Genomic DNA, 24,254 nt, shown 5'->3' with positions numbered 1-24,254 from the left:
TCGCGGGCCAAGGTGCAAGGGGGATCGGGAAAACAGCCTGAACCGCCGCTTTTGGGCGTGTTGTTTCCCGTGGGTGCGGTCTAGAGCTTGGGTCGCAGTGAAGAGCAAGGAGAGCGGGTTTGGAGATTCGCTTTGATCATGGTCCCTCTGGACAGGCCGAAGGATTTTACGGCGCGCGCCGTCTTGTCGTGGCGCGGGACGCCGCAGAGGTTCCCGAGGCGCTGGCAGAACTGGATGCGGCCCGCGCAGAGGGTATGTGGCTGGCAGGCTATGGCACTTACGAGATGGGATATGCTCTTGAGCCGCGGTTGATTCATCGGCTGAAGCCGGGACGCGCGCTGCCGTTGTTGTGTTTCGGTGTGTATGATGAGCCAGGGCCGGCAAGACCGCTTGGGCACGGAGAAGTCGGGCTGGACCGATTTCGGCCCCTCTGGAGCGAGGCACGTTATCGCGCCGCTTTTGAGCAGGTGCACGGCTATATCGGGGCCGGGGACATCTATCAGGCGAACCTGACCTTTCCGATGGAGGCGGCATTCGCGGGCTCTGCCGAGGCGCTTTATAGTGCGCTTATGCGGCGGCAGGGGGTGGGGCATGGCGCCTTGATTCGACAGTCAGGCCTGCCGGATATCCTCAGCCGGTCGCCCGAGCTGTTCTTTCGCACCGATGCCACTGGGCGGATCGAGACACGGCCCATGAAGGGCACACAGCCGCGCAGTAATGATCCGGTTGAAGATGCACGGCGCAAGGCGTGGCTGGCAGGGGACGAGAAGAACCGGGCCGAGAACTTGATGATCGTCGACCTGCTGCGCAATGATATCAGCCGGGTTGCCAAGCCGGGCAGCGTTCATGTGCCCGAGTTGTTCCGGATCGAGAGCTATGCAACCGTGCACCAGATGGTGTCGAGCGTAGCAGCCCAGCTGCGTCTGGAGACGGGGCTGGCGGATATCTTCGCGGCGCTGTTTCCCTGCGGGTCGATCACCGGGGCGCCCAAGCTGCGGGCGATGGAGATTCTGGACGATTTAGAGCCGGAGCCGCGCGGCATCTATTGCGGCACTATCGGCTGGGCCGCCCCGGATGGGCGATCGGAGTTCAACGTGGCGATCCGCACATTGATGCTGGATAATGGACGTGCCACTTTGAACGTCGGTGGCGGAGTCGTCTGGGACAGCACCGCCACATCCGAATATGAAGAGGCCACATGGAAAGCCCGTTTCGCGCTCCCGTTCCTGACGGAACCCGCCTGATCGAGACATTCTGTTTCGATCCGTCAACCCGCAGCATCACACGGCGAGACCTGCACAAGGCGCGCCTGGAGCGGTCGGCGGCGGCTTTCGGGTTTCCGCTTGATCACGCCGAGATACGGGCCAAGCTCGACGCGTTTGATTGCGATGCGCCGTTGCGCTGCCGTCTGACGCTGGACCGGGAGGGGCGGGTCGAGATCGTTGCCGCGCCGATGCCGCCCGCGACCGCGCGTGAATGGGTGGTGACTGTGTCCGGGCAAAGGCTGCGGTCCGACGATCCGTGGCTGGCGCACAAGACGACGCAGCGCGCGCTTTATGATGAAACCCGCGCCACCCTGCCCAAGGGTGTGGACGAGGTGCTGTTTCTCAACGAGCGCGACGAGCTTTGCGAGGGGACGATCACCAACCTGTTCGTGACGCTGGAGACCGGCGAAATGGTCACGCCGCCCTTGTCCTGTGGGGTGTTGCCCGGCGTTCTGCGCCAATCGCTGATTGAAGCCGGAGAGGTGCGCGAAGCGGTCGTGACGTTGCCCATGCTGGGGCGCGCGCGGGCCCTGCATGTCGGCAATTCGCTGCGGGGCCTGATCCCCGCGCGGCTGGCGGGGTAAATTCGGCCGGTTTGGCAAGAGTTCCCGACGACGTACCTTGACTTTGCGCCCCCAAAGAGGTGTATCGGCGCGACTTCACCATTCTGACCCTCATGAGGGAGCGACCATGCACGCCTTTCGCAGCCATACCTGCGCCGACCTGAACAAATCCAATGTCGGTGAAACCGTCCGCCTGTCGGGCTGGGTTCACCGTGTTCGTGACCACGGTGGCATTCTGTTCATCGACCTGCGCGACCATTATGGCGTGACCCAGGTGCTTTGCGACCCGGACAGCCCGGTTTTCAGCCAGATGGAAAAAGTGCGCAGCGAGTGGTGCATCCGCATCGACGGCAACGTAAAGGCGCGCGATCCCGAACTGGTGAACCCGAAACTGCCGACCGGCGAGATCGAAGTGTTCGTGCGCGATCTCGAGGTGCTGGGCGCAGCCGACGAACTGCCGCTGATGGTCTTTGGAGATCAGGAATACCCCGAGGAAACCCGTCTCAAGTATCGCTTCCTCGACCTGCGCCGCGAGGCGATGCAGGAGAACATGAAGCTGCGTTCGGATGTCGTGGCCTCGATGCGCAAGCGCATGTGGGATCAGGGCTTCCGCGAATACCAGACGCCGATCATCACGGCTTCGAGCCCCGAAGGCGCGCGCGACTTCCTCGTGCCGTCGCGTTTGCATCCGGGCAAGTTCTATGCACTGCCGCAGGCACCGCAGCAGTTCAAGCAGTTGATGATGGTTGCCGGTTTCGACAAGTATTTCCAGATCGCGCCCTGTTTCCGCGATGAGGACCCGCGCGCCGACCGTTCGCCAACGGACTTCTACCAGCTCGATATGGAGATGAGCTTCGTCACCCAGCAGGATGTGTTCGACACGATCCAGCCGGTGCTTAAGGGCATTTTCGAAGAGTTCGGTGGTGGCCGCAAGGTGGATGCCGACTGGCCGCAGATTTCCTATGCGGATTCGGCCAAATGGTACGGCACCGACAAGCCCGACCTGCGCAACCCGATCAAGATGCAGGACGTATCCGAACATTTTGCAGGCTCGGGTTTTGCGATCTTTGCCAAGCTGCTGGAGCAGGAAGGCACCGAAGTGCGCGCGATTCCAGCCCCGACCGGCGGCGGGCGCAAGTTCTGTGACCGCATGAACAAGTTCGCACAGGAGCAGGGCCTTCCCGGCATGGGCTATATCTTCTGGCGCGAGAAAACTGCTGACTCGGTGGCGCAGGAACTTGGCATCAAGGTCAAGGAAGCGCAGGCCATGCTGAAATCCGGCGAGGTCGAGGGCGGTATGGAGGCGGCTGGTCCGCTCGCCAAGAACATTGGCCCCGAGCGCACTGAGGCGATCCGCCAGCAGCTGGGTCTTGGGATTGGTGATGCGGCGTTCTTCCTTGGCGGCAAACCGAAGGCATTCGAGGCGGTTGCGGGGCGTGCCCGCGACGTGATCGGCAAGGAGCTTGGCCTTCTGGACGAAGACCGGTTTGCCTTTGCCTGGATCGTCGACTTCCCGATCTTCCAGAAGGACGAGGACACCGGCGAGGTCGATTTCGATCACAACCCGTTCTCGATGCCGCAGGGTGGGATGGAGATTCTTGAAACCGATCCGCTGTCGGCGACCGGTTTCCAGTATGACCTTGCCTGTAACGGGTATGAGCTGGTGTCGGGTGCGATCCGGAACCACAAGCCCGAGATCATGTTCAAGGCGTTTGAAATCGCCGGCTATGGCGAAGACGAAGTGCGCAAGCGCTTTGGTGGCATGGTCAACGCGTTCAAATACGGTGCCCCGCCGCACGGTGGCTGTGCGGCTGGCGTCGACCGCATCGTGATGCTGCTGGCCGATCAGGTGAACATTCGCGAAGTGGTGATGTTCCCGATGAACCAGCGCGCGGAAGATCTGATGATGAACGCGCCCAGCGATCCGACCAGCGATCAACTCATGGAACTGGGCCTGCGGGTGATCCCGCAGGAATAAGCGCCGCATCGCAGACCGATTGCCAGGCCGTCCCGTACCGGGGCGGCCTTTCTTTTGGGCGGCTGGCAGGGCGCAGTGGCAAGATTTGACCGATGCCGCCGAGGGGAGTTTCATTTTCTGTAAAATCCTGCTGCGTCGGCATATGTTCAAAACGGGCCTGGGCGCCAGGAACGAAACGGTGGAGGGGCAGGTTATGTTCGATCCGATTATGGCTGAAACGCGCTTTGGCTGCGGTTTGTCGGCTTTGGTTGCTGCGCCGTCATCCGTCGAGCAGATGCTGGTGGGTCTCAAAGGGCAGGACCGAGCTGCGCAGGCGTTTCCAATTCCTAGCTTTGAAGACCTGAGCGCAGAGGGGCTTGCCTATGCGGAACTCCTGAAAGAGCTGCGCCGTACCAGAAAAGCCGGTGGTGACGGACGTGAGATCGACCGGGAACTTCGCCTGATGTTTCGCGAGCGCATCCGGTTGCAGATCGAGTGGACTTGGCAGGCGTTGTTGCGATGCACCTGGAGCGAAGACGGGTTTCGCGAACGGCTTGCCGAATTCTGGTTCGATCATTTTTCTGCGACCGGTAAAAATCGTGAGTTCAAGAAACTTGTTTTTCCTTACATGGAGACAGCAATTCGCCCGCATCTGTCCGGCCGAATGGAAGACCTTCTGACCGCCGTCGTCACGCACCCGATGATGCTGCACTTTCTGGATCAGTCCGCATCGGTCGGTCCCAACAGCGCCTTTGCGAAAAAACGGTCCGAAAAGAAGGTCTTGAGAGGGCTGAATGAGAACCTGGCGCGTGAAGTTCTGGAGTTGCATACGCTTGGGGTCGAGGGTCCCTACACTCAAGAGGACGTGCGCCAGCTGGCCGAGCTTTTGACGGGGCTGGTCGCGACGCGGTCAAGACGAACCGAGTTCAGAAATGCCCGGTCCGAGCCGGGTGCGGAAACGGTTCTTGGGCGCAGCTATGGTGGAGACGCCGGCTCTATTAACGATATTCATGCGGTGTTGCGCGATCTCGCGCGGCACCCGTCGACGGCGGCACACCTGTCGTGGAAACTGGCACGCCATTTCGTGTCCGATACGCCGGACCCCGGATTGGTGAAAGCCATGACCGACACGTATCTGGAAACCGACGGCGCGCTTGCTGCCGTTTATGAGACAATGTTGCGCCATGAGGCGTCCTGGCGGGATTCTGGGGCGCAAGGGAACGCCAAACGCCCGTTCACCTTTGTGGCCTCGAGCATGCGGGCGCTGGGTGTCCGGGCCGAAAGAACGCGCGAGATTGCACCGGGACGTGCGCGTCAGATCGTTCTGACGCCAATGTCCCTGATGGGGCAGCCGCGTGAAACCCCGCCGGGACCACAAGGATGGCCGGAAGAAGACACGCATTGGGTGACGCCACAGGGGGTGGCCGCGCGGCTGCAATGGGCGATGAGCGCGCCGTCGCTATTATCCGACCCGCTGCCCGACCCGCGGGAGTTTGTGGTGCAAGCGCTGGGGCCGCGGGCGCCTGCCGAGGTCGTTTTTGCCGCAAAGGCTGCCGAAGACCGCAGGATCGGAACCGCACTCGTCCTGATGTCACCGGCGTTTCAGCGCCATTGAGGGAAGAGAGAGGAACCATGGCCAACATGTTGTCGAGACGTGCATTCCTGACCCGGGCGGGCGCTGTCGGGTGCTCTCTTGCCGCGAGCCCGTTTGTCACCACGGCGAGTTTTGCGGCGTTGCCGACGGACAATCGGCTGGTGGTGATCATCCTGCGCGGTGGAATGGATGGACTGGACGTTTTGCGCCCGTGGGGGGATGCTGCCTTTGCGCAGGTCAGGCCGGGATTGGCAGCCGAGCGTGACCATGCGCTTGACCTAGACTCGTTTTATGGCGTGCATCCCCGAATGGCGCCGCTTTTGCCGTTGTGGCGGGCAGGGGAGCTGGCATTTATTCAGGCGGTGTCGACACCCTATCGAAACAAGCGCAGCCATTTCGACGGGCAGGATATTCTTGAGGCGGGCACGCCCGGGCTTGAGGGTGGGCCAGAACGCAGCGGATGGCTCAACCGGATGCTCGGCGGGATGCCGGGCGTTGATGCCCGCACCGCCTATACGATCGGGATTGATCCGATGCTTCTGGCCAGCGGCCCGTTCCCGATCAACAGCTGGTCGCCGGACGTGGATGTCGTGCTGAGCGCACAGGGGTTGAGCCTGTTGCGCGTGCTATACGAGGCGGACCCTGCCTATGGCTCCGCTTTGGAGCAGGCGGTTGCCCTTGCCGGTCAGGATGGTGATCAGGCAATTTTCGAGACGGCCGGGGCGCCGATGATGGATGCGATGCAATCGAACATGGACATGGGTGGCGCCACGGGCGGCATGCGGCACGTGCGCATTGCCGAGTTTGCGGCTCAGCAGCTGGCCAAAGATGCGCGGGTGGCCTGCTTTTCCTTGGGGGGGTGGGATACACACCGCGGGCAGCTCAGCGCGCTGAACGCGCCGGTCAAGCGTCTGGCGGATGCGCTGGTTACGTTGAAAGCAGGGTTGGACGATGCGGCTTGGGGCAGGACAACTGTTTTGGCCATGACCGAGTTTGGCCGGACCGTGCGGGAAAATGGCACCAAGGGGACGGATCATGGCACGGGCGGCACTATGGTGCTTGCGGGCGGAGCGCTCAGAGGAGGACGGGTCCTTGGGCATTGGCCGGGGCTTAACGAGGCCGATCTGTTCCAGCGCCGCGACCTGATGCCGACGGGGGACGTGCGGCACTGGGCGGCTTGGGCGATCCGGTCGAGCTTTGGTCTGGAGCGAGGGTTCCTTGAAGACACGGTCTTTCCGGGGGTGGAGATGGGGAACGATCCGGGGCTGCTTTCGTGACGCTTTGAGGCGCATGGTGGCCCTTTCCCCCCGTGCTGGACTGTGCAACAAATCGGTCTGGAGCAATGGGGAGTTCTGGACATGCGCGACGACAGGCCCGTGGGGGCGGCCGTACCCGGATGGACACCGCCGCCGGTTCCCGGTGGGGCGGTTCTTGAGGGGAGCTTTGCCCGGCTCGAACCGTTGAATGCCGAGGCGCATGCCGCCTTGCTTTTCCGGGCATATCAGGCGGATGACTGGGTTTGGGACTACATGCCCTACGGCCCTTTCCACTCTGCGGCGCAATACCACCGCTGGGTGCGCGAAACCGTCGCCAATCCGGATCATTTTTTCTATGCGATCTATTCCAAAGAGGCGCGTGCCTTTACCGGGGTTGCGTCGTATCTGCGGATCAACCCCGCGGCCGGGTCGATCGAAGTTGGGAATATCAACTTTGCCCCGATGATGCAGGGCACGCGGGCGGCGACCGAGGCCATGTTCCTGATGATGCAATGGGCGTTCGAGGCCGGGTATCGCCGCTATGAGTGGAAGTGTGATGCGCTCAATGCGCCGTCGCGCCGGGCGGCGCAGCGGCTGGGCTTGAGCTATGAAGGCGTGTTCCGGCAGGCGCTGGTCTATAAGGGCCGGAACCGGGATACCGCGTGGTTCGCCGCGATCGACAAGGAATGGCCCGCGCTCAAGCAGGCCTTCGAGGTCTGGTTGTCGCCACGCAACTTTGATGCTGCGGGACGACAGAATGAAAGCCTGAGCGACCTGACCCGTCTGGTGCGCGTGGCCGAGGACCCGACGCTCTGAGCCGCGTCAGATCGCGGAGGCTTGCGCCAGACGATCCCGCATCATCCCGTTGAGACGTGCCAGTTCCGAGACCGGCATCTGACCAGCCCGTCGCGCGCGGCTGATGGATTCGACCACGTTGAGAAGCGGCGTATCCTCGGCGCTGCGCGCGATCCCGGAGAGGAACTGTGTCACATAGTCGATGGTGGTATCCTTCGGTCCGTCCTGCAGCGCGTCGGCGGCGTGCATCAGGTCATCGCGATAGGCCACGGGATCGGCCATGATCGTTTCATCCGCCACTATGCGTGGTCCCGGCGGGCGGCGATCGCCGGGCAGGCGGGACAGGATGGCCTGTTGGAATGTGGTCAGGCTGGAGAGCGGCTTGGACAGGAACCCATCCGCCCCGGCGCCAAAGGCAAGCTTTTCGCCAAGATCATCGCCGGACGTCCCCAATATAACGTCGATCCGCGGCGCGGCGTCGGTCAACTCCCTGATCAGGTCTGTCCCGGAGCCATCAGGCAGGCCGAGATCGACAATTGCGACATTGGGGCGATAGATCTGCAGGTGCCGACGCGCCGAGGCAAGGCAATCGGCCCGCCGGATGCGTGCCCCGGAGCGCAGACACATCAGCCGCAGCGCGTCACAGGCAAAACGGCTGTCCTCGACCACAAGAATGGTGAGGCCCAGAAGAGGGCGTTGTGGGGTGGGCACGTTAAGTGGATTAATGAGCGAGCGGTCATCCATTGCGAAACTCCTCTGGCAGTAAGGCGATCAGACCGGATCAGAGTAGGGCAAACTTGCCTAACGAAGCGTTAAGCAAGCCGCGACCCCCTGACGCTTGCGCAGGCGGGCTGGGATGATCATAAGAGGTGCGGACTTGAGACCCTTTATGACATGAGGATACCGACATGATTGGACGTTTGAACCACGTGGCGATTGCCGTACCCGACCTTGAAGCCGCTTCCGAGCAATACCGCAGCGCGCTTGGCGCCAAGGTGGGGGCTCCGCAGGACGAGCCGGATCACGGCGTAACCGTGGTGTTCATCGAACTGCCCAACACCAAGATCGAACTGCTGTATCCGCTGGGCGAAAACAGCCCGATTCAAGGTTTTCTCGACAAGAACCCGTCGGGCGGTATCCATCACGTCTGCTACGAGGTGGATGACATCATCGCCGCGCGCGATCACCTCAAGGAAACCGGCGCGCGGGTGCTGGGAACCGGAGAACCGAAAATCGGTGCGCACGGCAAGCCGGTGCTGTTCCTGCATCCCAAGGATTTCAACGGCTGTCTTGTAGAACTGGAACAGGTATAACATATGAGAGGCGGGCGGCGATCAGGCCGCCCGCAGCTTTTGGGAGGCTCCCTGCATGACGATCACCTCGGCTATCGTGCTTTACGCGGTTCTCTGGTTCATGACTTTTCTGATCGTGATCCCGATCCGTCTGCAGACGCAGGGGGATGTTGGGGAGGTTGTTCCCGGCACCCATGCGGGCGCGCCGGAGCATCACAACCTCAAGACCAAGGCCAAGATCACCACGGTCGCGGCGGCGGTGATGTGGGGCATTCTTTACTGGATCATCACCACGGGCGTGATCACCGTGCGGGATTTTGACTGGTTCAACCGGATGGGGCCAGCGCCTGTCGAGGCGACCCAGTAGGGTCAGACGCCGCAGAACTGGCGAACCGGGGTTAGGGCGGGTGAAACCCGCGCCCTAGCGATCGCCTATCTGGTGATAAAGATGCGTGAAGGTCGCAGCGCCCAAGATCGGGATCAGCAGGTTCACCAACGGAATGGACAGCGGCATCGCCATCAGCGTTCCGGCGAGCCAGATCGTGCCCATGTGTTTCTTGCGCAGGGCCTTGGCGCCTTCGCGTCCGATACGGCGCATGGCAGCCAGCTGGAAGTATTCCCGTCCCAGCAGGAACCCGTTCATGCCCCAGAAAATGAAGAGCGCCAGGGGTGGAAAAAAGACGTAGAGCACCAGTGCCAGCAGGTTGGCGGTGATCAGCACCCCAAGGAAGTTAACGGTGTCGCGCACCGCATCCCAGAAGGGCACCGGGTCGACCGGTGGCAAGTTGGGGTAGTGGCGGTCCTCGACCGCCTGTGCGACCTCGTCAAGGAACATGGACGTGATGGCCGAGGCCACTGGCACCATGAGAAAGACCGAAAGCGCGATCATCACGAAGAACGAGGTCCAGGTGATCAGGTCGGGCAGCCACGTGACTTCGCCAATCAGCTCCTGCACGGTTTCGGCGGCGCCAATCCAGTTCAGGAAGGCGAGAAAGGCGACATAGGCGGCCACCAGAAGCGCAAAGGTCAGCCCAACGCCAAGCAGGAGCACACGGCGAAAGCGCCGGTCGCCCATCTGTCCGAGGGCCTTGAAAAACGAGGTGACGACTACTGAGATACCCATGTGACCTTTTCCTCGATGTCGGGACGGGGGCGTTCGGGGGGCGCAGCGCGTTCGGTGCCGATATGAATGAACCCGGCGACGCGTTCATGCGGGGCAAGACCGAGGCCCTTTTCGATGAACAGGCGGTCATGGCTGGCCCAGCCCGAGAGCCAGTTGGCGCCCCAGCCCGATGCCAGCGCGGCATTCAGCAGTTGCAGGCAGACAGCGCCCGCCGAATAGGTCTGTTCAATGGCCGGGATCTTTTCGGCAATGACAGGGGCTTCGATCACGGCCACGGCAAGGTCGGCATGGGCGAATTGATCGTGGTTCTTGGTGATCTTGTCCGGGTCAATGCCAAGCGCTGCGCCGCGGTCTTTGACCAGCCCCGCAAGGCGGTTCAGGGCGGGTTTCTCCAGCACGATGAGCCGCCAGGGTTCCAGCTTGCCGTGATCGGGCGCGCGCAGGGCGGCTTGCAGGATCGGCGCGAGCTCCTCGCGGGTCGGGACCGGGGTGGTCAGGGTTTTGGCGGGGCGCGAGCGGCGCGTCAGAAGAAAATCGAGCGCCTGCGGGTTTGGATCTGGCATATGTCTGGTCCTGTCGTTCCGTTGGACTTCATGTCGGCGCGTGGCCGCAAAAGTTCAACCTTTTTCGGGTGATGTTGCGAAATAGGCGGCCATTTCGGTGATCTGCTCGGCAATGAACGCATCAAAGCGCGCGTTGGGTTGGCGTTTTGCAACGGTGGCTGCCATGGGATCGGGGGCGTGTTTGTCCGAGCCGGACAGTTCCTCGATCGTGGCATGGCCACAGAAGGGGACGTAAGCCTCGGAATAGCCACCCTCGTGCACCAGCACCAGTTTGCCGCCACAGAGTTTTTCGGCGGCCTGCTTTACCTGCCGGGTCATCTGGCGGAACGTGTCGGCGGTGGCAAGCATGCGGGCCAGAGGATCAAAAATGCCCGCGTCATAGCCACAGGCAACCACGATCAGGTCGGGCTGGTAGGTATCCAGCGCGGGCAGGACAATGCGGTTCATTGCATCGAGATAGGCGACATGTCCACAACCCGGCGGCAGGGGGATGTTGATGTTGTGGCCCAATCCGTCCCCGGTGCCGCGATCCTGTTTGTCGCCCGTGTCGAGCGGGTAGTTGTATTCCTGATGCAGTGAGATCGTCAGCACGTCGTCGCGGTCATAGAAAATGGCTTCGGTGCCGTTGCCGTGATGCACGTCCCAGTCGATGACGGCAACCTTCCGGCACCGGTTCTCGGCAAAGGCGGCTTCGATGGCGATGGCAATATTGGCCAGAAGACAGAAGCCGTTGGGCCAGTCGGGCAGGCAATGGTGCCCTGGCGGGCGCGAGAGCGCATAGGCATTGTCCACCTCGCCGCTCAGCACTGCGCGGACGGCGGCGGTAGCCAGCCCTGCGGAGAGCGCGGCAAGTTCGAAGCCGCCCTGACCAAAGGGGGTGCGCAGGCCAAGGTCGCCGCCGCCCTGATCCGACATGTCCTTGAACTCATCGAGAAAGGCGCGGGGGTGGACGCGCAGAAGCTCTTCTTTGCTAGCCGGGTCGGCGCTCTGCAGATCAAGGTCTTTGCTCAGCCCGGTCACATCCATCAGGTTCTTGAGGCGACGCTTGGTTTCGGGGCTTTCGGGCAGCCCCCCTGAGGCGAGCGGCTGAACAAGCTCGCCGACGGGCAGGGTTAGCGCATAATTCCCGCCCGAGTGCCAGAAACAGCGTTCGTCCCAGAAAAACCCTGTTGTCATCGCTGCTTTCTCCCGTCGCCTTTGAGGGGTAGATAAGCAGCAAGGTAGCGCGAAGTAAATCTCCCCGGAGGCGCATATGAATGATGAGCTGAAAGACCTGATCCGACCGGGCGCGGAGTTCGCAGTGCGGGTGACACCGCGCGCCGCCCGTAACCGGATCACGGTAGAGGACGGCGTAATCCGGGTCTATGTCGCAGTCGTGCCGGAAGGTGGGAAGGCAAATGCCGCCGTGCAAAAGCTTGTGGCCAAGGCACTGGGCGTGGCCAAATCTCGCCTGACGCTGGTACGTGGCCAAAGCACACGGGACAAGACTTTTCGCTTGGAGACAGGGTGAGGCCCCGGCTGGAATCGCGCAGCCTCGCCGCTTCTCAATGGGTGCACATATCCCGGGAGTCGCAGCTTTGCTGTAACGGGGCAGCGCCCCGCTGTCGCTTTCAGTCCTCGTCGCGCTTGAGAATGTAGACCCCTTCGGGCAGGTCCAGCGCGGCCGCAAGATCCTGGGCCTGATGATTGGTGAGGGTGATTTTCTGCACCGTATCCGTACGCGCATCATATTGTTCGATAGTGATGCAGTCTTCGAACAGGTGGATGATCACATCTTCGCCCAAAGGCTGAGTGCCTTCGTCGACAAGGGTGACAATCGTGGCGTCAAATTCGTGCTCGATGCTGAACATGCTCCCAGAGTAGCGCGCCCGCGCCGGACTGCAAGCATTTCGCACTGGAAACGGCGGCGGCGCAGGGCTAAATTTCCGGAACCCCAAAGGGAGAAGTGTCATGCGTCTGAGTGTATTACCTCTTGTTCTGTTGATTGCCGGATGTGTCAGCACGACTTCTGATCCCGCGCCGTCGAAACCCGCGGCGACACGGGCGGCGACCCCGGCCATCAGCCTTGACGAAGCCAACCGGCGCCTGGCCCCCGTCAAGTCGCGGCTGGAACCCGTGGCGGAACGTGAATGCCGCCAGCGCACGCGGCAAAACACCAACTGTGATTACGCAATTTCCGTCGACAAGCGTCTGAACCTGCCCGCCAATGCCTATCAGACGGAAGACCGTTCCGGGCGCCCGCTGATCATTTTTACGGCTGCCCTGATTGCCCAGACCAGAAACCAGGATGAACTGGCCTTTGTCATGGGGCACGAGGCGGCGCATCACGTGGCTGGACATCTGAACCGCACCCAGCAGGATGCGCTGGCCGGGGCGGCGGTGGGCGCGATCCTGGCGAGTGTCATGGGGGGCAACGCCGAGATGGTCGACCTTGCGATGAACGTGGGTGCGGATGTGGGAGCGCGGTCCTTTTCCAAGGAATACGAGCTGGAGGCGGATGCGCTGGGCACGGTGATTGCGCATCGTGCGGGCTATGACCCTGTACGCGGGGCCGAGTTCTTCAACCGTATTCCCGATCCCGGCGATCAGTTCCTTGGCACGCATCCGCCCAACAAGGCGCGCATGGCCATCGTGCGCCAGACAGCGGCCAAGCTCTGAGTGATGCTGCAACTGAAGAATGTCGTCACGGATCGCGGCTCGAAATACGCGGTTTCGGGGGGCGTGGCGCGGGACAGGCGCGAAGTGGACGCCTTTCTCAAGGATCTGAAGCGGGACCGGAAATTCGCCAAGGCAACTCACAACACCTGGGCTGCGTTGTTTGCTGACGGAACGCCTCTCAAGGGGGATGACGGCGAGTCTGGCGCCGGAATGGTGATCTTGCGGATGCTCGAACGCGAGGGGCTTCATGATCATGTTGTGGTTGTAACGCGTTGGTATGGAGGCACAAAATTGGGGGGCGACCGGTTCCGCCGGGTTCAGGATTGCGTGCGCGCCTATCTCGATGCACGCGGTTGATGCAAGTCAAGGGCACCTTTCCATGTCGGTGATATCGTGTCCTGCATGAGCATTTGCGGAGGCCGCGATGACAGACAGGACCAAGACGAGACGACATGCCGCGCTGCTGGACGGGGCCGCGCGCCGCGCCGGCGTTGATTTGCAGGAGGCGGCCATTGCAGGTGCCCTGCCGTTCGAAGGGATCGGCGAGGCCATGCAGCGTTGTATGGCCTGCGACGATCCGGATGCCTGTGCAAGATGGCAGGACAGTGTGTGTGGTGTGCTTCCGGCGGGCGCTGACGGGTTGCCGGGCTTCTGCCGGAACCGGAGTTTGATGGCCGAGCTCGGGAGGCAGGGCGGATGAAGCCTCTTGGCGAAAGCAACACGCATTACTGGCTGGCGCAGCGCATGGCCAAGGTCACGGAAACCGATCTGGTTGCGGCAATGGCGCAGGCGGAGCTGTCACAGGCGGAATGGGCCGAGATGGTGGAAGACTGCCGGGGGTGTGACTGGACCCGCGGCTGCAAGCGCTGGCTCGCGGAGCATGACACCGAAAGCGCAGAGGCACCGCCGCGGGACTGCGTGAACCAGGACAAGTTTGAAAAACTCAAGGATGCGTTGGAGGCGCTGGAGTAATGGGGATCGTGCAGCCGCTGGGAGACCCGGCAAAGCATTTCTGGCTGACGCGGAGCGTGGCGCGGGCCATGGGCCTGTCACTCAGCGAAGCCATGGCCGAAGGGCATCTGTCGGCCAACGGCTATGCCGATCTGGTGACGCGTTGCCGGACCTGTCCGAGCGTGGCGCAATGCGAGGCATGGCTGGCCACGGCGTCGGGGCCGGGGCAGGACGCGCCGGAGTGCTGCATGCACAAGGAACTACTGGATCGGCTGGCTGCCCGCCGCTGATCCCTTGAGAGAGGACGAAAGATGGGACTTTTTAGCAAGCTGGACAAGCATTCCGGCCTCGTGTCGGAGATGTCGGACCGGGTTGGTGTGGATTGGGAAGAGGTTTTGACGACCCGCCCGGAGTTGGCCGTGAAGTATCGCTCTGCGGTGATGAAATGCACCCAGTGCCGGGATGTGGGGGCGTGCCAGGGGTGGCTCAAGACACACCACAGCGCCAAGCACGCGCCGGAATATTGCGAGAACCAGGACCTGCTGGACGAATTGAAGGCCGGGTAAGGGGGCGTTGCCCCCGTCGCAGTTGTCACTGCGACTCCCCCGGGTATTTCGGGAAAAAGAAAGTGATGGGCGCTTAGTCCAGATGGTTGTGTGATCCGTCACAGAGCGGTTTTTTGCCGCTGTGCTTGCACCCACAAAAGAAGACCTTCTTGCTGGCCTCGGCGGTATATTTGACCGGGGTGAGGCCGGTATCCTTGTGCGAACCATCACAGAACGGTTGCTTGGACGAGCGCCCACAGGCGCACCAGAAGTAGGTTTTGCCTTCTTCGACTTCGGTCGGGTAGGGGGCGGTCTGGGCGATGATGGGGGTGTCTGTCATGCGGTTTCTCCGTGCCGAGTGCGTTTGAGATGGCGGCGATAAAGGGTTGGGGCAAGGACGTGATCGTAGGTGAAAGATGCGATCCGGTACAGCCCCGGCAGCCCGGTGAGCGTGGCAAGCCAGCGATAGCGCGGCATTTGTTTCCATAAGATACGGAAGGCGTCGAGGCCGGAGTAGACCAGACCGAGATGCATGACATGCAGGCGTTGAGCGGCTGTATTTGGATCGATGCCCCACGCGGCGCGGTCGGGGCCGTTCAGATCGTCGTAGCGCACGGGCAGGGCGCGGGCGTCGGTGTAGCGCTGGTAGTGACAGATCTCGGCGTTGCAGACCGGGCAGTCGGCATTGAAGAGGACGCGGGTTTCGGCGGGCATGGGGGCTCCTGATTGGGTGTCAGGAGGGGTACGGGGGAAGGGGGGCGGTGGATTGGTTTATACACAGCCCCCAACCGTTGGGTTGCGCTATGGGGCAGAGGCATCAGGCGAACCAGTCGTTCCAAAGTCGCCGATTGTTGAGTGTTCTGAATCAGATTTTTCGCTTAGCGGACCACCTTCTATAAGGTGGGTTTTGAAAAATCGGTCAATGTCTGCCTCGGTAACGTAGGCTCCTTTGCGAGGAAACAACGTCGTGCTTGCGATCTCGGTTGGAAAATCTACGTCAAATATCGGTTGCACGGAGAAATCATCGAAGTGCTGGAGTTTCGTCGCTTCTGTAACGATGGTTTCAGCGCTCTCGCAACTAATCCTACCCGATTGGTAGCTTATAGAAGAGCGAGATCCTACGTCTTTGTGGACATCGGCGTCCTGTTCTTTTACTTTGCTGTTCCAGCCAATTTTGTTGAAATGGTTTATAACGCTCGGTCTTTGATTGAAGTCTTTCTTGGTGAGTATGTCGACCAGACTGTTTGGCCAAGTTACTTTGTAAGAAATGAGTTTTGCTATTGTTGCGCCTTCAATTCTGGTATTGAGCCAGACGGTCGCTCGCGCGTAGCAGTACACGTATTCGGGTGTAGTACGTGTTTCTTTCGCGCGACCCATTGAGATTTCAACGATTGCAGAGGGCGGCTCTCGATTGAACCCGTCTTCTGTAAGAATCTAAATGTACCCCAGTGACGGTGTCTTTCCTAAGGTTATCTCCTTCATTTTTTCATCAAAGATTTCGATCTTCTGATCGAGTTCCGCGATCTTTCTTTCTATGTTGCTTTCTATTTTTTCAAAAATGACCTCAGATTTTTTCTCTGAATATGTGGCCTGAAGTTCAATCTCCTTTAATTGCGCATCAGCTTTGTCAACCGCAGCATTCATTTGCTTTTCAGTAGAGTTTTTGATCGTTATCCCAAAAAAACCAGAAATGACTGAAACTATCGCGGCCAAAACAGCGAGTGAGATTACATCTCTGGTCAGAATCTTGTTCAGGTTGTCGTTGATCGCTGAAAACTTTCCTTCAATGATGCTAATACGCTCTTCCGGCGACTTGCTAGAATTACCGTTTGATCCGTTCATGGGCACTTACCTCCGCCCACAAATCATACTCCCCCGCTTCGTCAACTTCAACGCGAACGATATCCCCGACCGACAACCCCTCGGTCCCCTCATCAATGAACAAGTTGCCGTCGATTTCCGGCGCATCTGCCTTGGTGCGGCAGGTGGCGATGCCTTCGGCGTCGATGTCGTCGACGATCACGTCCAAGGTCTGACCCACCTTGGCGGCGAGTTTGGCCTCGGAGATGGCTTGCGCCTTTTCCATGAAGCGGTTCCAGCGATCCTGTTTGACGTCTTCGGGGACGTGATCGGGCAGGGCGTTGGAGCGCGCGCCGTCGACGTTTTCGTATTGGAAGCAGCCGACGCGGTCGAGTTGAGCTTCGTCCATCCAGTCCAGAAGGTGCTGGAACTCGGCCTCGGTTTCGCCGGGGTAGCCGACGATGAAGGTCGAGCGCAGGGTGATGTCGGGGCAGATGGCGCGCCAGCGGGCGATCTCGTCCAGCGTTTTGGCCCCGGCGGCGGGGCGGGCCATGCGTTTGAGCGTGTCTGGGTGGCTGTGCTGGAACGGGATGTCGAGATAGGGCAGCAGCGCCGTATCCGGGTCGGCCATGAGCGGGATCAGGTCGCGCACATGCGGGTAGGGGTAGACATAGTGCAGGCGGACCCAGAGGTCCTTGGGTGTGCCGAGTTGGCCCAGTTCGCGGGCGAGATCGGTGATATGCGAGCGGACCTCGCGGTCTTTCCACGGGTGGGTGGAATACTTGCGATCCAGCCCGTAGGCGGAGGTGTCCTGTGAGATCACAAGGAGTTCCTTGACGCCGTTTTCGACAAGTTTCTCGGCCTCGCGCAGGATGGCGTGGGCGGGCCGTGAGGCGAGTTTGCCGCGCATGTCGGGGATGATGCAGAATTTGCAGGCGTGGTTGCAGCCCTCGGAAATCTTGAGATAGCTGAAATGGCGCGGGGTGAGTTTGACGCCCGAGGCCGGGAGCAGGTCCACGAAGGGGTTCGGATCGGGGGGGACGGCGGCATGCACCGCGTCGAGCACCTGTTCATATTGATGCGGGCCGGTCACGGCGAGCACCTTGGGGTGGGCACCGGTGATGAACTCGGGTTCGGCGCCGAGGCAGCCGGTGACGATGACCTTGCCGTTTTCATTGAGCGCTTCGCCGATGGCGTCGAGGGATTCGGCCTTGGCCGAGTCGAGAAAGCCGCAGGTGTTCACGATCACCGCATCCGCGCCGGAATAGTCGGGCGAGATGCCATAGCCTTCGGCGCGCAGCCGCGTGAGGATGCGTTCGCTGTCGACCAGCGCCTTCGGGCAGCCAAGGGAGACCATGCCAATGGTGGGCTGGCCGGGGCGTTTGTCGCCGGTGAGGGTGGCACGGGCGAGGTCGGGGCGGAGATCGGGCGGGTTCGTGGACATGGGGGGCATATAGGGGATGACGGCGGGTTTGGGAATTGCTGAATTGTGGGGGTGGGCTATGGTGCGGGTTGAGTGGTTCGTGATGGGAGACCGGTATGGGGGAAACTGCGGAGCGGAAGCTGACACCAGCGAACGAGAACCCGTGGTACGTGCTGATGACGCTTTATGGGGAGCAGGAGGGGGAGGAGATTGATTGGGAGCTGCACGCGAAGAACCGGCAGGCGTGGAATGCCTGGGCAGGGAAGGACGTTCCTCATACTAAACTCAAAGAAATTGCGCAAAAACTGAAAGTTGGAGCGCGTGAGTTGTCGGGAGGACAGCAACTGGCCAAAACCACGGAAAACTTATTCAGCGATGCTTGGAAGCGAATTGGTGGAGGAGTTACACCTGTAAGTATGCCAAGGTCTTATTCCCCGATCGACTTAAGGGGCGTGTTATTCCATCACAAACTTGTGCTGGACGGTTTTTTCATTCCTTCCAGCCTTTCGGTTGTGGACGCCAGATTTTGTAGTGAATTAAGGGCCTATCGAACTTGCTTTCAGCATGACTTTTTTCTTACATCTGCTGATATTCAAGACAGGTTTTTTGTCGAAAGTGCTGAGATTTTTGGCGGTTTCTATGCCGCGCATGCGAGTTTCAATGAGTTCAGTTTGTTTCGTTCCACAATTCGCGGACCGACATTCATGCCTGAAGCGCGATCGTTCCGCCACGCGCGCTTCAGCGAAACGAAGTTCCAACAAACAGCAGATTTTTCTAAAGCAGAGCTCTTGTCAGACGTATCGTTTTCAGAGTGTTTTTTTGGTGGACTTGCGCATTTTCGGGCGACCAAATTCCAAGCAAGAGCAAGCTTCTGGGGGGCCACATTCGTAAATAGAAGCTATTTCTCTGAGGCATTATTCGGACATACGAGGGACGAAGGCACTTGCCTTTCGGATTTCACGGATTGCCAGTTCGACCAGCCGAGCACCTTTCGCGATGCAAAGTTTCGGGATGCCTACCCGATTTTGGAAGGCGCGATGCTGCACCCAACGACGGTGTTCACCGCTGAGGAGGCCCATTGGCCAAAGGGGACAAATCAGGAGGCCAAGCAGGTGCGTGACAGTTGTGCCTCGCTTCGACATGTCCTGACCCAACAAGGTCTGCCCGAAGACGCGCATTTCTTTTTCCGGAGGGAGATGGCAGCGGCGGGGCAGATCGGGAACCTCTGGCAGCGGCTTCCCTATCATCTTTTTCGCATCTTTTCGGAATACGGCCATTCCATTGCACGGCCCACATGGTGGCTGATTGGCTGTTGGGCGCTGGGGGTTGCGGCGTTCTGGGGGTATTTCGCCAGCACGGGGCAAGGTGGGCTGGGCAAGGCGATGGGGGTGAGTTTTTCCAACCTGTTTCCGCTGTTCGGTTTTGGGCGGCTGTATCTGCAAGACGTGCTCAGAGGATTGCCGACGGTGCTGAAAGCTTGGTCGGGTCTTCAGACGGTGTTTAGCCTGCCGATGCTCTTTTTCCTTGGTCTCGGATTGCGGCAGCGGTTTCGGTTGCGGTGAAGGGGGGCGGGCTTTTCCCCCTTGGGTACACGTGCGTTTGAGTTGCGTGGGGCGCTTGGGCGGGCGTAGGCTGAAACGAGAGCAGTCACAGGAGGGACCCATGCGTCTGATCCGTATTCTTTTCATGGTCATTGTTGTCGTGGCGTTGGGGCTGGTGGGGCTGGTGATGCTGTTGCCGGGTGAGAAGATCGCCAGGCTGGCCGCCGATCAGGTCAAGGCGATGACCGGGCGGGATCTTGTGTTCGAGGGCGAGGTCGGGATCAGCTGGTATCCCGTGCTGGGGGTGTCGACCGGGCCGGTGACGCTCAGCAACGCCGACTGGTCCACGGGCGGCGCAATGTTCCAGGCCGAGAGCGCGGCGATCGGGGTGGATGTGATGAGCGCCTTGTCGGGCAATATCCGGATCACCCGGATCGAGGCGGTGGCGCCTGACGTCTTGCTGGAAAAGGCTGCGGATGGACGAGTGAACTGGGCGTTGGTGCCCGCAGGCGACGCTCCGGACGACGAAGGTGCGAAGGCTGCCGGGCCTGCGCGGCAGGTGTCGCTGGAATTGTTGAGCATCCGAAAGGCGCGGGTGCGTTATGTCGATCATGGCGGTGATCGTTTCGAGGTGGCGGATCTCGATCTGGACTTGCGCTGGCCCGGCGTGGACCAACCGGCAGAGATCGCGGTGACGGCGCGGCCCGCGGGCAAGGATGTGGAAATTGCGGCGACGGTCGGGCGTCTGGACGATCTGCTCGCGGGGGCGGTGTCGTCGCTTGGCGCAACGATCAAGGCCGCAGGTGGACGCGTGGATTTTGACGGGCGTGTCGGCATGGCGCCCGAGGCGGCGGGGCGCGTCGTCGCCGATCTGCCGGATTCGGCGGCGTTTCTCCGGGCGTTGGGGCTGGAGGCCGGATTGACAGGGCGTGCGCGCATGGAAGGGGAGGTGACGCTGACGCGGGCGCAGACCCTGTCGCTGCGCAAGGGGATCGTGACCGCTTTGGGCAACACGGTAAATGCCGAGGCGGATGTGGCACTTGGCGGCAAGCGGCCCAAGGTGACGGCCAATATCGTTGCCGGGAAGCTGAATCTTGATGCGATGATGGGAGGGGGTGCGGACAGCGGTACGACGGCGCCCGCCGATGGGTGGTCGAAGGCGCCGATTGATACCAGCGCGCTTGGTCTGGTGGATGGTCGCGTCGTGTTTGGTGCCGAAGCAATTGATCTGGGCGGGATCGACATTGGCCGCACACGGGCCGTTGTGGAAATCGACAATGCGCGGGCTGTGGCCACGCTCAAGGAACTGGCGGCTTACGAGGGTGCAGTGCAGGGGACCTTTGTTGCCAACGGGCGCAGCGGGTTTTCCGTACGCGGTGATCTGAGCATGCGCCAGATTGCGCTCAAGGGGCTTCTGGGGGCGACAGCGGGATTGAACCGGTTTACCGGCAAGGCGGACATGACAATGGATTTCCTTGGGGCGGGCGGTTCGGTGCAGGCGATCATGGACAGCCTTCAGGGCAGCGGGAACGTGGCTGTGGGTCGTGGAACCATCGAGGGGATCGACCTCGACAAACTGTTTCGCGGCGATCCCACGGGGGGTACGACGGTGTTTGACCAGATGTCGGCAAGTTGGACCATCGACAAGGGCGTCATGAAAAACGATGACCTGCTGATGGAATTGCCCAAGGTGATTGCGCGGGGCAAGGGCAGCGTGGGGCTTGGCAAGCGACGTATCGACTACACGCTGACCCCGCAGCTGCGCCGGGAAGACGGCAAGGGGCTGGCGGTGCCGGTCAAGGTTGAGGGGCGTTGGGACAACCCGCGGATCACGCCTGACATGGACGCGGTGCTCAAGCAGAACCTTGCTGAAGAGCGTAAGGCGCTTGAGGAAGAGGCGACCAAGCGCGTGGAAGAGGAGCTTGGCATCGTGAAAGAGGAAGGCCAGTCGACCGAGGACGCGGTCAAGAAACGGCTGGAGGACGAGGCCAAGAAGGGGCTGTTGAAACTGTTGGGACAGGACTAGTCGGGCAGATTTGACGGCTCTGGGCAAGAGGCCCGGTCCGTGACAGAAAGGCGTCATGATAACCGCCGCCCGCACCCCACCGCATGTGACGACGCTGGTCCTTTTGACCGCGATGTCGGTGGTGTCGCTCAACATGTTCCTGCCATCGCTGGCCCATATCGCCGAAGATTTCGACGTGCCATATGGTGTCGCGAACCTGTCGATTGCGGGATACCTTGCGGTGACGGCCGTGTTGCAGCTGATCATGGGGCCGTTGTCGGACAGGTATGGACGGCGCCCGGTGCTTCTTGTCGGGTTGGCGATTTTCGTTTTGGCGTCGATCGGCGCGCTGCTGGCGCAGGATATCCGTGTGTTCCTGGCATTTCGCATGGCGCAGGGTACGGTGATCGGCGCCATGGCGATCAGCCGGGCGATGGTGCGCGACCAGTTCGACGCGCGTGAGGCGGCCAGCCTTCTGGGCTATATCTCGATGGCCATGGCGGTTGCGCCCATGACGGGGCCAATGCTGGGCGGGGTGCTGGATCAGGTCTTTGGCTGGCGGGCGAATTTCGTGTTTTTTGCGTTGGCGGGGGCCGGGTTGTTCATCCTCGCTTGGGCCGATCTGGGCGAGACCAATACCTCGCCTTCGAAAACCATTCTGTCGCAGTTTCGCACCTACCCTGAGCTGTTCCGGTCGCGTCGGTTCTGGGGGTATGCGATCTGTATCACCTTCTCGCTTGGGGCTTTCTATGTCTACGTCGCCGGGGCGGCGCTGGTCGGGGCAATGGTGTTTGGCTTGTCGACGGCCCAGATTGGCGTGACGGTTGGAGCGATCACCATGGGCTTTGCGCTGGGCAGTTTCCTGTCCGGGCGCATGGCGCGGCGGCATCCTTTGTTCGTCACCGTGCTGGCCGGGCGGTTGGCCGCGACCCTTGGGCTGTGTCTTGGGGTTGTGCTGGTTCTGAGTGGGCTGGTGCATCCGGTGAGCTACGTGGGTTGCGTGATGTTCGTGGGCTTTGGCAACGGGCTGACCATGCCCGCGGCGGGCAGCGGTGTCATGTCGGTGCGTCCGCAACTGGCAGGCAGTGCCTCGGGACTGTCGGGCGCGATGAGCGTGGCCGGGGGCGCCGTGCTGACATGGATGGCGGGATCTCTGTTGACGCCGGAGAACGGCGCGTTGGCGCTTTTGTTGATCATGCTCGGGAGTGTGGCGATTTCGCTTGTGGCAGCACTATATGTGCGTTGGGTAGACCTGCGTGACCCGCTCCCGGCTTGACGAACCACTTTGGCGCATGGCATGAGCAGGTCATGACACTGAACCGCCTCATCTCTGTTGTGTATTATCCCCTGACCACATAGTGGCGGGGCTTTCATCATGTTCAACCGCCGCCTGACCGGGGGTTGATGAGAGGCAAACATCGACAAATCGACATCCCGCGATGCGCGGCCCAAGGAAAGGGCCCCTGTCATGGGAGTTCACGAAAATCTGTCGCTCGGCCTCGTCGGCTTTGGCGCATTTGGCAAGCTTGTGGCGCGTGAGCTTGGCGCGCATTTCGATCTGGTTGTGAGTGATCCGGCCTATGTCGGCGCGGTGCTGGAGGATGGGCGTGCCTTTGCCACGGGGGAGCTGGAAGAAATCGCGGCTTGCGATGTGGTGGTGCTTGCCGTGCCGGTGGCGCGGATGGCGCATCTGTGTGAGAAACTGGGGCCGATGTTGCGCCCGGGGACCCTGGTGCTGGATGTGGGGTCGGTCAAGCTTGGTCCGATGCAGGTCATGGAAGAGCACCTGCCGCGTGACGTGGACATTGTCGGTACGCATCCGCTCTTTGGTCCGCAAAGCGCACAGGGCGGCGTTGCGGGGCGCAAGATTGCGCTCTGTCCCCTGCGCGGTGCACGGTGGCGCGTGGTGGCGGCGTTCCTGCGGCGGCTGGGGTTGGAGGTGATCGTAACGACGCCCGAAGCCCATGATCGCGAAGCGGCGACGGTGCAGGGGCTGACCCATCTGATTGCCAAGGTGCTGAGCGATCTGGGACCGTTGCCGGAACGGATGACCACGGCAAGCTTTGATCTGTTGCGAGATGCGATTGCCATGGTGAAGGATGATCCCCCCACGGTGCTGCACGCGATCGAGGCAGCCAACCCTTATGCCGCCGGCGTGCGCGATGCGTTCTTTGCCCGCGCCGAAAAGCTGCGGACCCAATTTGAGGCGTGATCCAAAGGAAAACCCCGGGCTGCGGGCCCGGGGTTTGCAGGTCTTGTCCGGGAGCAGCCGGGGGGCGCTCAGCGCTTGCGGTCGCGCCGCGAGCTCATCGGCTGGAAGGCAACGCCGACATGGGCTTCGCAATAGGGTTTGCCCGCTTGTACAGGCAGACCGCAGAACCAAAAATCCGGGGTCGCCGGGTCGCCCACGGGCCATTTGCAGGTGCGTTCGGTCAGTTCCATAAGCGACAGCTTCTTGGCCGTCTTTTCAACCTCGTTGACCTTGGCGAGAGCCTCGGGGCTTATCTCGTTGGCCGAAGGCTGCGGCGGCAGGGGCTGACCGGCAGGGATGATGGCCTTGCGCATCGATTGCGCGGGACGCGCAGCCACCGCCGGTTCGGTTTTGGGTTCGGGTTTGGCCTCGGCCTCGGGTTTGGGTTTTGGCGCGGGTTTGGGCTTGGGTGCGGGCTTTGGCTTGGCCTCGGCCTTGGGTTTGGCTTCGGCCTTGGCGCCGCCGGAGGTGCGGTTGGACAGGCCAAGCCGGTGCACCTTGCCAATGACCGCGTTGCGGGTCACGCCACCCAGTTCCTTGGCAATCTGGCTGGCCGACTGGCCTTCGCCCCAAAGTTTCTTCAAAAGCTCTACGCGCTCGTCGGTCCAGGACATCCGTGTTTCCTCAGCTAAAAAGCGGCCCGCATCAGGCCGCCTCTGCATTTCTTGGTCA

Annotated in this window: 30 protein-coding genes; 19 read left to right on the top strand and 11 right to left on the bottom strand. The window is 61.3% G+C overall.

Going from position 1 to position 24,254, the window contains the following annotated elements:
- Positions 1–119: 119 nt before the first annotated feature.
- The 6 genes from BMZ35_RS16390 to BMZ35_RS16365 all read left to right on the top strand — a co-directional run bounded on the left by BMZ35_RS16390 (position 120) and on the right by BMZ35_RS16365 (position 7,451).
- Positions 120–1,244: an aminodeoxychorismate synthase component I gene (locus BMZ35_RS16390; RefSeq protein ID WP_093095115.1), complete on the top strand. Its 1,125-nt coding sequence runs from the start codon at positions 120–122 to the stop codon at positions 1,242–1,244.
- Positions 1,199–1,849, top strand: coding sequence for an aminotransferase class IV family protein (locus BMZ35_RS16385; RefSeq protein ID WP_093095112.1), 651 nt, complete (start codon positions 1,199–1,201; stop codon positions 1,847–1,849). Before BMZ35_RS16390 ends, BMZ35_RS16385 begins: the two co-directional genes overlap by 46 nt.
- Before the next feature lie 106 nt (positions 1,850–1,955).
- Positions 1,956–3,806: an aspartate--tRNA ligase gene (gene aspS, locus BMZ35_RS16380; RefSeq protein ID WP_093095109.1), complete on the top strand. Its 1,851-nt coding sequence runs from the start codon at positions 1,956–1,958 to the stop codon at positions 3,804–3,806.
- Between the two features lie 193 nt (positions 3,807–3,999).
- Complete coding sequence (locus BMZ35_RS16375; RefSeq protein ID WP_242654831.1) at positions 4,000–5,400, top strand: DUF1800 domain-containing protein; 1,401 nt, start codon at positions 4,000–4,002, stop codon at positions 5,398–5,400.
- A gap of 17 nt (positions 5,401–5,417) precedes the next feature.
- Positions 5,418–6,656, top strand: coding sequence for a DUF1501 domain-containing protein (locus BMZ35_RS16370; RefSeq protein ID WP_093095107.1), 1,239 nt, complete (start codon positions 5,418–5,420; stop codon positions 6,654–6,656).
- A gap of 81 nt (positions 6,657–6,737) precedes the next feature.
- Positions 6,738–7,451 carry a GNAT family N-acetyltransferase gene (locus BMZ35_RS16365; protein WP_093095105.1) on the top strand — a complete coding sequence of 238 codons (714 nt, stop codon included), beginning with the start codon at positions 6,738–6,740 and terminating at the stop codon, positions 7,449–7,451.
- A 6-nt stretch (positions 7,452–7,457) separates the two neighbouring features.
- On the opposite strand, the gene BMZ35_RS16360 is transcribed toward BMZ35_RS16365, so the two are convergent.
- Positions 7,458–8,174, bottom strand: coding sequence for a response regulator (locus BMZ35_RS16360; protein ID WP_093095103.1), 717 nt, complete (start codon positions 8,172–8,174; stop codon positions 7,458–7,460).
- A gap of 164 nt (positions 8,175–8,338) precedes the next feature.
- On the opposite strand from BMZ35_RS16360, the gene mce reads away from it, so the two are divergent.
- The gene (gene mce, locus BMZ35_RS16355; RefSeq protein ID WP_093095100.1) at positions 8,339–8,743 is read left to right on the top strand and encodes a methylmalonyl-CoA epimerase; all 405 of its coding nucleotides are present in this window, start codon (positions 8,339–8,341) and stop codon (positions 8,741–8,743) included.
- 55 nt (positions 8,744–8,798) lie between these two features.
- Entirely contained in the window at positions 8,799–9,089 is a 291-nt protein-coding gene (locus BMZ35_RS16350; RefSeq protein ID WP_093095097.1) for a DUF1467 family protein, read from the top strand.
- A gap of 54 nt (positions 9,090–9,143) precedes the next feature.
- Here BMZ35_RS16350 and BMZ35_RS16345 read toward each other — a convergent pair whose 3' ends face one another.
- The 3 genes from BMZ35_RS16345 to BMZ35_RS16335 are packed head-to-tail and all read right to left on the bottom strand — an operon-like array spanning position 9,144 to position 11,584.
- Positions 9,144–9,845 carry an EI24 domain-containing protein gene (locus BMZ35_RS16345; RefSeq protein WP_093095095.1) on the bottom strand — a complete coding sequence of 234 codons (702 nt, stop codon included), beginning with the start codon at positions 9,843–9,845 and terminating at the stop codon, positions 9,144–9,146.
- Positions 9,830–10,408: a nitroreductase family protein gene (locus BMZ35_RS16340; protein ID WP_093095093.1), complete on the bottom strand. Its 579-nt coding sequence runs from the start codon at positions 10,406–10,408 to the stop codon at positions 9,830–9,832. The genes BMZ35_RS16345 and BMZ35_RS16340 overlap by 16 nt, the downstream gene beginning before the upstream one ends.
- A 54-nt stretch (positions 10,409–10,462) precedes the next feature.
- Positions 10,463–11,584: a class II histone deacetylase gene (locus BMZ35_RS16335; protein ID WP_093095092.1), complete on the bottom strand. Its 1,122-nt coding sequence runs from the start codon at positions 11,582–11,584 to the stop codon at positions 10,463–10,465.
- Between the two features lie 76 nt (positions 11,585–11,660).
- Here BMZ35_RS16335 and BMZ35_RS16330 point away from each other — a divergent pair, with 76 nt between their 5' ends.
- Positions 11,661–11,918 carry a DUF167 domain-containing protein gene (locus BMZ35_RS16330; RefSeq protein ID WP_093095090.1) on the top strand — a complete coding sequence of 86 codons (258 nt, stop codon included), beginning with the start codon at positions 11,661–11,663 and terminating at the stop codon, positions 11,916–11,918.
- A 100-nt stretch (positions 11,919–12,018) separates the two neighbouring features.
- Here BMZ35_RS16330 and BMZ35_RS16325 read toward each other — a convergent pair whose 3' ends face one another.
- Positions 12,019–12,258 (bottom strand): hypothetical protein, encoded by a 240-nt coding sequence (locus tag BMZ35_RS16325; RefSeq protein WP_093095087.1) that lies wholly within the window; start codon positions 12,256–12,258, stop codon positions 12,019–12,021.
- 100 nt (positions 12,259–12,358) lie between these two features.
- Between BMZ35_RS16325 and BMZ35_RS16320 the strand changes: the two genes are divergently transcribed.
- The 6 genes from BMZ35_RS16320 to BMZ35_RS16295 all read left to right on the top strand — a co-directional run bounded on the left by BMZ35_RS16320 (position 12,359) and on the right by BMZ35_RS16295 (position 14,583).
- Positions 12,359–13,066 (top strand): M48 family metalloprotease, encoded by a 708-nt coding sequence (locus BMZ35_RS16320; protein WP_093095083.1) that lies wholly within the window; start codon positions 12,359–12,361, stop codon positions 13,064–13,066.
- Positions 13,067–13,069: 3 nt separating this feature from the next.
- Complete coding sequence (locus BMZ35_RS16315) at positions 13,070–13,423, top strand: YigZ family protein (protein ID WP_093095081.1); 354 nt, start codon at positions 13,070–13,072, stop codon at positions 13,421–13,423.
- A 67-nt stretch (positions 13,424–13,490) separates the two neighbouring features.
- On the top strand, positions 13,491–13,766 hold the full coding sequence (locus BMZ35_RS16310) for a DUF6455 family protein (protein ID WP_093095079.1): 276 nt from the start codon (positions 13,491–13,493) through the stop codon (positions 13,764–13,766).
- Positions 13,763–14,038, top strand: coding sequence for a DUF6455 family protein (locus BMZ35_RS16305; protein WP_093095076.1), 276 nt, complete (start codon positions 13,763–13,765; stop codon positions 14,036–14,038). The genes BMZ35_RS16310 and BMZ35_RS16305 overlap by 4 nt, the downstream gene beginning before the upstream one ends.
- Entirely contained in the window at positions 14,038–14,307 is a 270-nt protein-coding gene (locus BMZ35_RS16300) for a DUF6455 family protein (protein ID WP_093095073.1), read from the top strand. The genes BMZ35_RS16305 and BMZ35_RS16300 overlap by 1 nt, the downstream gene beginning before the upstream one ends.
- Before the next feature lie 21 nt (positions 14,308–14,328).
- The gene (locus tag BMZ35_RS16295) at positions 14,329–14,583 is read left to right on the top strand and encodes a DUF6455 family protein (RefSeq protein WP_093095072.1); all 255 of its coding nucleotides are present in this window, start codon (positions 14,329–14,331) and stop codon (positions 14,581–14,583) included.
- 73 nt (positions 14,584–14,656) lie between these two features.
- Here BMZ35_RS16295 and BMZ35_RS16290 read toward each other — a convergent pair whose 3' ends face one another.
- From BMZ35_RS16290 to rimO, 5 genes are all read right to left on the bottom strand, one after another.
- A complete protein-coding gene (locus BMZ35_RS16290) occupies positions 14,657–14,902 on the bottom strand; it encodes a CDGSH iron-sulfur domain-containing protein (protein ID WP_093095070.1) in 246 nt (81 codons plus the stop codon).
- A complete protein-coding gene (locus BMZ35_RS16285) occupies positions 14,899–15,276 on the bottom strand; it encodes a thiol-disulfide oxidoreductase DCC family protein (RefSeq protein ID WP_093095068.1) in 378 nt (125 codons plus the stop codon). Before BMZ35_RS16285 ends, BMZ35_RS16290 begins: the two co-directional genes overlap by 4 nt.
- 87 nt (positions 15,277–15,363) lie before the next feature.
- Positions 15,364–15,939, bottom strand: coding sequence for a hypothetical protein (locus BMZ35_RS16280; RefSeq protein ID WP_093095066.1), 576 nt, complete (start codon positions 15,937–15,939; stop codon positions 15,364–15,366).
- Between the two features lie 57 nt (positions 15,940–15,996).
- Positions 15,997–16,404, bottom strand: a complete 408-nt coding sequence (locus tag BMZ35_RS16275; RefSeq protein ID WP_093095064.1) for a hypothetical protein — start codon at positions 16,402–16,404, stop codon at positions 15,997–15,999.
- On the bottom strand, positions 16,385–17,806 hold the full coding sequence (rimO, locus tag BMZ35_RS16270; RefSeq protein ID WP_093095155.1) for a 30S ribosomal protein S12 methylthiotransferase RimO: 1,422 nt from the start codon (positions 17,804–17,806) through the stop codon (positions 16,385–16,387). Before rimO ends, BMZ35_RS16275 begins: the two co-directional genes overlap by 20 nt.
- 95 nt (positions 17,807–17,901) lie before the next feature.
- On the opposite strand from rimO, the gene BMZ35_RS21130 reads away from it, so the two are divergent.
- The 4 genes from BMZ35_RS21130 to BMZ35_RS16250 all read left to right on the top strand — a co-directional run bounded on the left by BMZ35_RS21130 (position 17,902) and on the right by BMZ35_RS16250 (position 23,543).
- A complete protein-coding gene (locus tag BMZ35_RS21130) occupies positions 17,902–19,347 on the top strand; it encodes a pentapeptide repeat-containing protein (RefSeq protein WP_242654830.1) in 1,446 nt (481 codons plus the stop codon).
- A 100-nt stretch (positions 19,348–19,447) separates the two neighbouring features.
- On the top strand, positions 19,448–21,352 hold the full coding sequence (locus BMZ35_RS16260) for an AsmA family protein (RefSeq protein WP_093095060.1): 1,905 nt from the start codon (positions 19,448–19,450) through the stop codon (positions 21,350–21,352).
- 55 nt (positions 21,353–21,407) lie between these two features.
- A complete protein-coding gene (locus BMZ35_RS16255; RefSeq protein ID WP_093095056.1) occupies positions 21,408–22,607 on the top strand; it encodes a multidrug effflux MFS transporter in 1,200 nt (399 codons plus the stop codon).
- A 192-nt stretch (positions 22,608–22,799) separates the two neighbouring features.
- Positions 22,800–23,543 carry a prephenate dehydrogenase/arogenate dehydrogenase family protein gene (locus BMZ35_RS16250; RefSeq protein ID WP_093095053.1) on the top strand — a complete coding sequence of 248 codons (744 nt, stop codon included), beginning with the start codon at positions 22,800–22,802 and terminating at the stop codon, positions 23,541–23,543.
- A 68-nt stretch (positions 23,544–23,611) separates the two neighbouring features.
- Here BMZ35_RS16250 and BMZ35_RS16245 read toward each other — a convergent pair whose 3' ends face one another.
- Positions 23,612–24,196, bottom strand: coding sequence for a GcrA family cell cycle regulator (locus BMZ35_RS16245; protein ID WP_093095051.1), 585 nt, complete (start codon positions 24,194–24,196; stop codon positions 23,612–23,614).
- Between the last annotated feature and the right edge of the window lie 58 nt (positions 24,197–24,254).

The organism is Shimia aestuarii (assembly GCF_900114635.1).
Classification (GTDB): Bacteria; Pseudomonadota; Alphaproteobacteria; order Rhodobacterales; family Rhodobacteraceae; genus Shimia; species Shimia aestuarii.
Note: the sequence above shows the minus strand (reverse complement) of the source record. Positions and strands in the feature narration are given on the sequence as shown.